Source organism: Skermanella sp., from assembly GCF_059503625.1.
In genome coordinates this window covers 1-5669 of the sequence record NZ_JCACHA010001076.1, presented here as the reverse complement: position 1 = coordinate 5669, position 5669 = coordinate 1, and the positions used below count along the sequence as shown (strand labels likewise).

Annotated in this window: 5 protein-coding genes; 3 read left to right on the top strand and 2 right to left on the bottom strand. The window is 64.3% G+C overall.

Features of this window, described 5'->3' with window-relative positions; all coding sequences use genetic code 11:
- The first annotated feature begins 228 nt into the window (after window positions 1-228).
- The 3 genes from AC5JJ6_RS38835 to AC5JJ6_RS38825 all read left to right on the top strand — a co-directional run bounded on the left by AC5JJ6_RS38835 (window position 229) and on the right by AC5JJ6_RS38825 (window position 3939).
- The gene (locus AC5JJ6_RS38835; protein ID WP_496047166.1) at window positions 229-840 is read left to right on the top strand and encodes a glutathione S-transferase family protein; all 612 of its coding nucleotides are present in this window, start codon (window positions 229-231) and stop codon (window positions 838-840) included.
- 33 nt (window positions 841-873) lie between these two features.
- A complete protein-coding gene (locus tag AC5JJ6_RS38830; RefSeq protein ID WP_496047165.1) occupies window positions 874-2940 on the top strand; it encodes a 2Fe-2S iron-sulfur cluster-binding protein in 2067 nt (688 codons plus the stop codon).
- 108 nt (window positions 2941-3048) lie between these two features.
- On the top strand, window positions 3049-3939 hold the full coding sequence (locus tag AC5JJ6_RS38825; protein ID WP_496047164.1) for a LysR family transcriptional regulator: 891 nt from the start codon (window positions 3049-3051) through the stop codon (window positions 3937-3939).
- A 49-nt stretch (window positions 3940-3988) separates the two neighbouring features.
- On the opposite strand, the gene AC5JJ6_RS38820 is transcribed toward AC5JJ6_RS38825, so the two are convergent.
- Together AC5JJ6_RS38820 and AC5JJ6_RS38815 are read right to left on the bottom strand one after the other, a co-directional pair.
- Complete coding sequence (locus tag AC5JJ6_RS38820; RefSeq protein ID WP_496047163.1) at window positions 3989-4297, bottom strand: (2Fe-2S)-binding protein; 309 nt, start codon at window positions 4295-4297, stop codon at window positions 3989-3991.
- 57 nt (window positions 4298-4354) lie between these two features.
- Window positions 4355-5581 carry a benzoate/H(+) symporter BenE family transporter gene (locus tag AC5JJ6_RS38815; RefSeq protein WP_496047162.1) on the bottom strand — a complete coding sequence of 409 codons (1227 nt, stop codon included), beginning with the start codon at window positions 5579-5581 and terminating at the stop codon, window positions 4355-4357.
- Between the last annotated feature and the right edge of the window lie 88 nt (window positions 5582-5669).

Here is a 5669-nt window from a genome sequence, read left to right as displayed (position 1 = left end):
GTTCTCGGAATAGATCTTGTCGATGGCGGACCCGATGCCGCGACCTTCCTGGTGGAACTGCTCGACCCGCCCGGCAGCCCGCCGGCCTGATCCGGCAGCGTCAGGCCATCATTTCACCGGACGCAATGATGAAGTGTCGAAGCCGGGCATTCTCGCCATGCACTCGATGCAGCAGTCTCGCGATGCGGAACGGGAATGGACCCGTCCGACACATCGCGGGACTTGGATATGAAGCTCTATCACCACCCCCTGTCGGGCCACGCGCATCGCGCGCGTTTGTTCGTCTCGCTTCTCGGGCTGCCCCATGAACTGGTGGAGGTCGACCTCAAGGCCGGTGAACACAAGACCCCGGAATTCCTGAAGCTCAACCCCTTCGGGCAAGTGCCGGTGCTGGACGATGACGGCGTCGTCATCGCGGATTCGAACGCGATCCTGGTCTATCTCGCCAGGAAGGCAGGGCGTACCGACTGGCTGCCGGAAGATCCGGGCGGTGCCGCCGGCGTGCAGCGGTGGCTTTCCGCAGCAGCCGGAGAAGTCGCCTATGGTCCTGCGGCGGCCCGGCTCATCACGGTATTCGGAGCGAAGTTCGATGCCGAGGAGGTCATCGCCCGGGCGCATGTCTTCCTGAAAAGGCTCGAAAACCAACTGACCGGACGGGACTGGCTGGTCGGCGGGCGTCCGACGATCGCGGACGTCGCGATCTACAGCTATGTCGCGCGGGCACCGGAGGGCAACGTCGATCTGTCAGGCTACCCCGCCGTCAACGCGTTCCTCCGCCGGATCGAGGAACTGCCGTGCTTCGTTCCCTTCGCCCGGACACCGGCCGGCCTCGCGGCCTGACTTCGCAACATCGATCCGCCTGGGACATCGGAGATGACCGTGACACTGACGAAGCTGCCGGCTTGGCACGAGGGCGAGAGGTTCATCCAGGAAAAGGTGGGCGTGGCCGAGCGGATGGCGGCCGTCGGCCAGCGGGTGGTCCGCGACTACATGCCCGACGAACACCGCGACTTCTATGCCCAGCTTCCCTTCGTCGTGCTGGGAAGCGTCGATCCCGAAGGCGACCCGTGGGCCACGCTCCTCGTCGGCAAGCCGGGCTTCATGTCATCGCCGGCGCCGACGGCCCTCGACATCGCCGCCCACGCGGACCCCGGCGATCCGGCGGGCGAAGGCATGCGGGACGGAGATCCCATCGGTCTCCTGGGGATCGAGATGCACACCCGGCGCCGCAACCGGATGAACGGCATCGTCGCGGTCGGCGGCGCCGGATTTCGGGTCGATGTCGACCAGAGCTTCGGGAACTGTCCCCGCTATATCCAGCTTCGCCAGTTCGACTTCGCAAGGGACCCCGCGGAAACGTTCATGGGTGCCGTGGAGGACTTGCCCCAACTCGACTCACCCGCGCGCGCCATGATCGAGGCGGCGGATGCCTTCTTCGTCGCGACCTATGCCGACCGCAAGGAGCGCCGGCAGGTTGACGTTTCCCATCGCGGCGGCAAGGCGGGTTTCGTCCGGATCGCCGGGGACGGCATCCTTACCGTGCCCGATTTTAACGGCAATCTCTTCTTCTCGACCCTGGGAAACATCGTCCTCAACGGCAAGGCCGGGCTCGTCTTCATCGATTACGAAAGCGGCGACATGCTTCAGATGACCGGCAACGCCGAGGTGGTTCTGGAGTCGCCGGAGATCGCCGCGTTCCAGGGTGCGGAGAGATTATGGACGTTCCGGCCGCGCCGTATTCTGCGCCGGCCCGGCGCAGTGGCGCTGCGCTGGTCGTTGCGGGAAGACGCCTGGTCTCCCAGCTCTCTTCTGACCGGGGATTGGGCGCAGGCGGCCGCTCGTTTGCAGGCGGCAGAGCTCGCAAGGCGCTGGCGGCCTTACAAGGTGGCCAAGATCGTCGAGGAGAGCCAGTCGATCCGCTCCTTCTACCTGGAGCCTGCCGATGGGGCGGGGCTTCTTCCCCATGCCGCCGGCCAGCATCTGCCGATCCGCGTGACCGTTCCCGGCGCGGATAAGCCCGTCGTTCGGACCTACACGCTGTCCGTGGCCCCGTCCGACGGTCTGTACCGCATCAGCGTCAAGCGGGACGGCGCGGTGTCGCGTCACCTTCACGATACCATAAGCGTCGGCGACGTCATCGAGGCTCGCACACCCGACGGTCAGTTCACCATCGACCCCTACGAGACGAGACCCGCCGTCCTGCTGGCCGGAGGTATCGGAATCACCCCGTTGCTCGCGATGCTGCGTCACATCGTCTACGAAGGCCAGCGCAGGCAGCGGATGCGGCCGGTCATCCTCTTCCAGGCCGCGCGTTCGAAGCTGGATCGTCCCTTCGACCGGGAACTCGCCGAACTCGTGGAAGCCGCGCAAGGGGCGGTGAGATGGATCCGGGTGCTCAGCGATCCCGGCGGCGCCGGGGAAGGCATCGACTACGACGCGCCGGGCCGCATCGACATGGCCCTGCTGACCCGCTTCCTGCCGTTCGACGACTACGACTTCTATCTTTGTGGCCCGCCCCTTTTCACGCAGGCGCTGTATGACGGGCTGCGGAAATACAGCATTGCCGACCGGCGGATCTACGCCGAGACGTTCGGACCGTCGTCATTGAAGCGCATGGCGGATGCCGGCGCCGCCTTGCCCGTTCGCCCCCCGCCTTCGACGGCGCCGGTGCCCGTAGCCTTCATGGACTCGCTGAAGGAGGCGCGCTGGACCCCGGAATCCGGCACCTTGCTCGAGCTGGCGGAAGCGCGCGGCCTGGAGCCCGATTTCAGCTGCCGCGAAGGCACATGCGGAACCTGCCGGACCAAGCTGCTCAAGGGTGCCGTGACTTACGTCAGGGAACCGACCGCCAGCGTCGCCGCCGACGAGGTGCTGATCTGCTGCGCCGTGCCGGCCGAGCAAGGGTCCGGCGGGGAAGATCGCATCCAACTCGCTCTTTGACAGCAGCGGCGCGGCTATTTCGGTGAGATCCCGATCCAAGGTTCTTGTGCCGGTCCGAAGGTTCTTGCACGAGTACTCTCATGGCAGCCGAACGCATGAGGGGACCGGATGGACCGTTGGCAGGCAATGCGGATCTTTGTGAAGGTCGCGGAGACGGAGAGCTTTGCCGAATCCGCACGCCAGCTGCATATGAGCGCGCCGGCGGTGACGCGCGCGGTAGCCGCCCTCGAAGATCTGATCGGAGCGCGCCTGTTCGTCCGCACGACCCGGTCGGTGAAGCTGACGGAACCGGGCAGCCGCTACCTGGATGACTGCCGCCGGATCCTGTCGGACATCGTCGAGGCGGAAGCCGCTGCGGCGGGCTCCTATGCCACGCCGTCCGGAACGCTGGCTGTCACGGCATCGGCGCTGTTCGGGCAGATGTACGTGCTCCCGATCATGCATGAATACCTCAAGACCTATCCAACCGTGTCCGGCAGGCTTCTTTTCGTGGACCGGCCGGTTAACATCGTCGAGGAGGGCGTCGACGTCGCAATCCGTATCGGCCACCTCCCTGATTCGGGGTTCTCGGCGATCAAGGTCGGCTCCATACGGCGCGTCGTCTGTGGAGCGCCGGCCTATTTCGAAGAGCATGGCGTTCCCGCCGCCCCCGCCGATCTCAAGGATCATCGCATCGCGGCATCGACGAGCGCCTGGGCCTCGCCCGAGTGGAGATTCGCGCACGACCAAAGGGTGACGATCAGCCCATGGCTGCAATGCAACACCAATGATGCCGCGATAGCGACGGCTTTGGCTTGTTCAGGCCTGACGAGGGTCCTTCACTATCAGATCGGTCCCGCCCTGCTCGACGGCAGACTTCGAATCGTGCTTGCCGACTACGAGGAGCCGCCGCTGCCGGTTCACGTGCTTCATCCGGAGGGACGCCACGCACCCGCCAAGGTAAGAGCCTTCGTCGATCTGGCGGTGTCGCGCCTTCGTGAGAATCGGTTCATCAACTGAGACCTTCCGCACCCCATGGGCTTCGAAGTTCTCGTTTCAGATCAGGCGGCTATTTTCGCGCCGACGTCTCCTCAATGCTCTTAGAGCGGCTCAAGATTTTGTTAGGCGCTCTTATCGAAAGATCGGCACTGTCTTTGACCATCCAACGCACCGTGGGCACGCATTTACCGCACTGGGGGGAGCAGCCGAGATGACGGAACACGCCGGCCGGGGATGAAACGCCCTTACGCAGCGCTACGCAAACCTGCTTTTCCGTAAAGGCATTGCATATGCAAACGTACACAGTTCTCTCCCCACATGCGTTTTTGTATTTTAAATCTTGTTCCTGTTCTTGAAGCCACGTTGGCAGGTCTCGCATCAAAACTGCAAATACCGTTTATGTTTAATCCGATACCTTATCAGTATGGACATGCCGTCATTTTCCGGACGGTGCCGCGAGATAGTTGACGGCCAGTGACGCCATGGTCCGGGCGCCGACCACGAGCGCGCTCTCATCGACGGAGAAGTTGGCGTTGTGGTTGGGAGCGGCCTTCGCGGGGTCCTGACCCTCCGGTGTTATTCCCAGGAAGACGAAGAGGCCGGGCGCTTGCTGCGCGAAGACCGAGAAATCCTCCGACGCGCCGACCCGCAGGGAATGGCGGACCCGGCCATCGGCCGCGCGCTCCAGCATCGGCAGCATGCGCTCAGTCAATTCCTCGTCGAACACGCCGTTGGCGATCCCGGCGACATAGCGTTTTGCCGGGTCCTCGTGCGCGTCCCTGCCCGTGCACAGGGCGGCGGTGATGGCCGCGACGACGATGGTGATGCCGCCGAAGAAGGCGACGCCGATCGACGCCAGACTAGCGGCGGCGATGATCGGCCGCGCCGGAGTCCGGTAACCGGACAGGTGCAGGATCGCCATGCCGGGCAGAAACTGTCCCGTCAGGCTCACCAGCACCAGCGGAAGGGCAAGGCTCAGCGTGGTGCCCCATGTCCATTCCGGAGCGATGAACACGGGCGTCGTCAGGTGCAGTTCGAAACCGCCGACGTTGGTATCGCCCAACAGCATCGCCAGGATGACGCCGGACAAGAGCACCAGGACGATGCAGTAGCGCGGCACCAGACGCCGGAACACGACGTAGGCCGCCACCATGCCGAACGTCAGCGCCGGCATGGTGGTGGCCGATTTGAAGGCGTTGACCCCGAACTGGAACAGAATGCCGGCCATCATGCCCGCCGCGATGCCGGCGGGAATGCGCCGCGTGATCCTGTCGAAGGTCCCGGAAACGCCGATCACGAAGATGATGACTGCGGCTGTGATATAGGCGCCGACCGCTTGATTCAGCGTGATGGCGGGAAACAGCGTCACCAGCAGGGCGGTACCCGGAGCCGACCATGCCGTGATGACGGGCACCCTCAACGCCCAGCTCAGAAGGATTCCCGACAACCCGGCGCCGATGGAAATTCCCCATATCCACGAGGCGATCATGTCGCCGGACACGTGGGCGACGTCCGCCGCCTGGAAGAAGATCACCGCCGGACCTGAATATGAGATCAGCACCGCCAGGAAGCCGGCTGCGACAGCCGAAACCGACCAGTCGTTTCTCAGGGAGCGGGTTTGATGATTTTGAATGTCATCGGTTTCGGCGACGGCTTTCTGCATGACCATGCTCCCTACTTCGAGGCTGTGCCGCCGAGGAAGCTCAGCAGATGCCGGTTGACGCGGCCGGCCTGCTCGACCGCCAGGAGGT